Below are 3,026 nucleotides of genomic sequence, written 5' to 3'. Positions count from 1 at the left end.
AGCTCCCCCGCATGACGGACCCCGTCGACGGGCGCGTCCACACGACCTTCGGTCAGGCGACCGCGGTGACGGGGCGCCTCGCGAGCTCGGACCCCAACCTCCAGAACATCCCCGTGCGCACGCCCGAAGGGCGGCGCGTGCGCGAAGCGTTCGTGGGCGAGAACGGGAACCTCATCGTCTCGGCCGACTATTCGCAGGTCGAGCTCCGGATCATGGCGCACCTCTCGAAGGACCAGGGGCTCCTCTCCGCCTTCGCGAGGGGTGAGGACATCCACCGCTCGACCGCCGCGGAGGTCTTCGGGCGCAGGCTCGAAGACGTCACTCCCGACGAGCGCCGCATGGCGAAGGTGATCAACTTCGGGCTCATCTACGGGATGAGCGCCTTCGGCCTTGCGCAGAACCTCGGGATCGACCGCCGCGTGGCCGCGAACTACATCGATCAGTACTTTGCGCGCTTCCCCGGCGTCAAGCGCTACATGGACGGCACCCGCCTGCGTGCGCGTGAGGACGGGTTCGTCGAGACCGCGTTCGGGCGCCGCCTTTGGATTCCGGACATCAAGAGTTCGCGCAAGAACATCCAGGCGGCCGCGGAGCGCGCCGCCATCAACGCCCCGATGCAGGGGACGGCGGCGGACGTGATCAAGCGCGCGATGCTCTCGGTCGACGCGTGGCTGAAGGACTCCGGTCTGAAGAGCCGACTCATCCTTCAGGTCCACGACGAACTCATTCTGGAGACGCCGCCCGAAGAGGTCGAAGTCGTCCGCGCGAAGCTCCCCGAACTCATGGCCGCCGCGGCGACGCTCGACGTGCCTTTGGTCGCGGAAGTGGGTGTCGGCCCCAACTGGGAGGCGGCGCACTGAGGCCGATGAGCTGAGCCTCAGCAGACCGAACCGAACGAATCGGCCCGGGGGATGATCCTCCGGGCCGAAATCTTTCAGGCTCTTGGGGGAGGGACGCCGTGAGGAAGCGTCCCTCATGCGGTGTCGGGCTCAGCTCCCGCGGACCACGAGCATCGGGCAGCGCGTGAGCGCGGCGATGTGGCGCGCGGTCGTGCCCATGAAGAGGGCGCGCAGGTTTCCCTTCCCGTGCGAGCCCGCGACGATGATCCCGAGTTCGCGCTCGGCGTAGTCGACGATCGCGGGACCGGCTTCGCCCTTCAGCATCACCGGGGTCGCCTTGATCCCGGCGGCCGCGAACTTCTCCACGACCGGGTCGGTCACTTCGCGGAAGTCTTCCGTCTCGATGGTCGGGATCTCGGGGATGAAGCGCATCATGGCGCCCACGAGGTGCTTCTGCATGATCCCTTGGTAGTCCGGCACGGCGTAGAGAATGCGGAATTCCGCGTCGGGGCCGAAGAAGGTCTTGTGCCGGATGATGAAGTCGAGCGCGGCGTCGGACGAACCCGAGCCGTCGACGGCGACCCCCACCACGAGGCTTTCCTTCTCGGGGGCCGGCACGTCGTGGCAGATCAGCACCGGCTTGTCGCTCTTCGCGATCACGGCCTGCGAGACCGAGCCTACGAGCATCGAGTCGATGAAGCCGTGGCCGCGGGCGCCCACGACGATGAGGTCGGCCTTGGTGTCGGCCGCTTCCTGAGCGATTTCAAGGCCGGGCGAGCCCACGAGCACCTTCTTCGTGAGCGTGGGGAAGTGCGCTTCGTGCTCCAGCTGCGCGAAGACTTCTTCGGCGGCCTCTTCGTGCATCGCGCGGATCTGCTCCTGCGTGAAGACTTCCGAGAAGCGCGAGGGGAGCGGCGCGCGGACGTGGACGAGCTCCACGTCGGGCTTTTCGGCTTCGAGCCAGCTCCTGCGCCCGACCAGGAAGGCGAGTGCGGCATGGTTGTGGCTGGAGCCGTCGACGGGCATCAAGACGCGCATGGGGGATCCTCCGAAAGGTTGCAGTCCATACATTCATCTTATGCCCTGAAAGCCGTTCCCGACCGGGAAAACGGGACAACAAAACGCAGGTTTTTGACGTTCCCCAAAGCGGGGCGTGAGGGCCCTTGACGCCGGGGCGTGGGGGACGGACGGAGAGGGACGGGGAAGGGCCCGGCGGATGGGAGAGACCTCAGCGGGCTCCACGAAAAAGCCGCCCGGACCAGGGCGGTCCGGACGGCTTTCCAAAAGCGTGTCGAGAGGCGCTCAGTTGACCTTTTCGAGGTTCACGAGCACCTTGCCTTCGGCGTTGACGAAGTCGACGCCGGCGGGCGTCGCGACGGCGCCCGTCGCGTCACGGAGGTAGCCGAGGAACTTCTCTTCGGTCTTCATCGCGTCGGCGTCGCACATCATGCGGGTCGTTGCGACCTGCAGGAACGAGAGCCCGGTGCCTTCGGCCTTCCAGGAACCCATGATGCGGTTGCAGCCCGCAAAGCCCGAGAGGCGGCCGTCCTTGCCGAAGACCACCATCGGGGTCTGGCCTGTGGAGGTTTCGCCCAAGGCCCAGCGGAAGGTTTGGCCTTCCAGCGAGGTCGGGTCGATGAGCGTCGGCTGCGTCGGCGTCGAGCAGGCGGAAAGAAGAAGGGCGGCCGCGGCCGCACCGGCCAAAGTGATGCGCTTCATGTTGGGTCCTTGATCAGTCAGTTCTTGCGTTCGAGCGTGAGGAGGACGGCGCCTTCGCCGTTCAGAAGATCAAGCGCGGTTTCGCTCTGGCGCACGCGCTTCGTTTCCGTCAGCGCCTTCATGAAGCGGGCTTCGACTTCCATCGCTTCCGGCGCGCACATCTTCATCGTGGAGCCGAGATTCGTGAAGGCGACGGCGTCGCCTTCGACCTTCACCCCGCCGAAGAACCCGTTGCAGCCTGACTGGCCGTGCACGCCGCCCTTCTCGTCGAACGCGATGAAGGGTTCGGTCTCAGCGCCCGTCGTCTTCCAGACGTAGGTCGTGCCCGAGAGCAGCGGGGCGGCGGTGGCGGCGGGTTCGGTCTGCGCGCAGCCCGCGGCGAGGATCGTGCCGGCGGCAAGGAGGGCGGCGGTGCGGAGGTGCTTCATTCTTTTGTCTCTCTCATACGGAAAATCGGTGGCGGCGCCT

The 3,026-nt window shown here is 66.6% G+C and carries 4 protein-coding genes; 1 reads left to right on the top strand and 3 read right to left on the bottom strand.

The genetic code is table 11. The annotated features are described in order from the left end of the window. A partial coding sequence (locus HMPREF9440_RS12280) for a DNA polymerase (protein ID WP_245523607.1) occupies positions 1-860 on the top strand: 860 nt, incomplete at its 5' end. Positions 861-989: 129 nt separating this feature from the next. On the opposite strand, the gene HMPREF9440_RS09480 is transcribed toward HMPREF9440_RS12280, so the two are convergent. From HMPREF9440_RS09480 to HMPREF9440_RS10815, 3 genes are all read right to left on the bottom strand, one after another. After that, positions 990-1,877 (bottom strand): universal stress protein, encoded by an 888-nt coding sequence (locus HMPREF9440_RS09480; RefSeq protein ID WP_008543705.1) that lies wholly within the window; start codon positions 1,875-1,877, stop codon positions 990-992. Between the two features lie 264 nt (positions 1,878-2,141). Continuing rightward, positions 2,142-2,558 carry an META domain-containing protein gene (locus HMPREF9440_RS09475; RefSeq protein WP_008543703.1) on the bottom strand — a complete coding sequence of 139 codons (417 nt, stop codon included), beginning with the start codon at positions 2,556-2,558 and terminating at the stop codon, positions 2,142-2,144. Between the two features lie 17 nt (positions 2,559-2,575). Continuing rightward, positions 2,576-2,986 (bottom strand): META domain-containing protein, encoded by a 411-nt coding sequence (locus HMPREF9440_RS10815; RefSeq protein ID WP_050816195.1) that lies wholly within the window; start codon positions 2,984-2,986, stop codon positions 2,576-2,578. Positions 2,987-3,026 lie beyond the last annotated feature (40 nt).

Source organism: Sutterella parvirubra YIT 11816 (assembly GCF_000250875.1).
Lineage (GTDB): Bacteria > Pseudomonadota > Gammaproteobacteria > Burkholderiales > Burkholderiaceae_F > Sutterella > Sutterella parvirubra.
Note: the sequence above shows the minus strand (reverse complement) of the source record. Positions and strands in the feature narration are given on the sequence as shown.

Excerpts from the sequence above, each read along its gene's own strand:
- HMPREF9440_RS09480 (WP_008543705.1), bottom strand. The coding sequence starts at position 1,877 with ATGCGCGTCTTGATGCCCGTCGACGGCTCCAGCCACAACCATGCCGCA.
- HMPREF9440_RS10815 (WP_050816195.1), bottom strand. The coding sequence starts at position 2,986 with ATGAAGCACCTCCGCACCGCCGCCCTCCTTGCCGCCGGCACGATCCTC.
- HMPREF9440_RS09475 (WP_008543703.1), bottom strand. The coding sequence starts at position 2,558 with ATGAAGCGCATCACTTTGGCCGGTGCGGCCGCGGCCGCCCTTCTTCTT.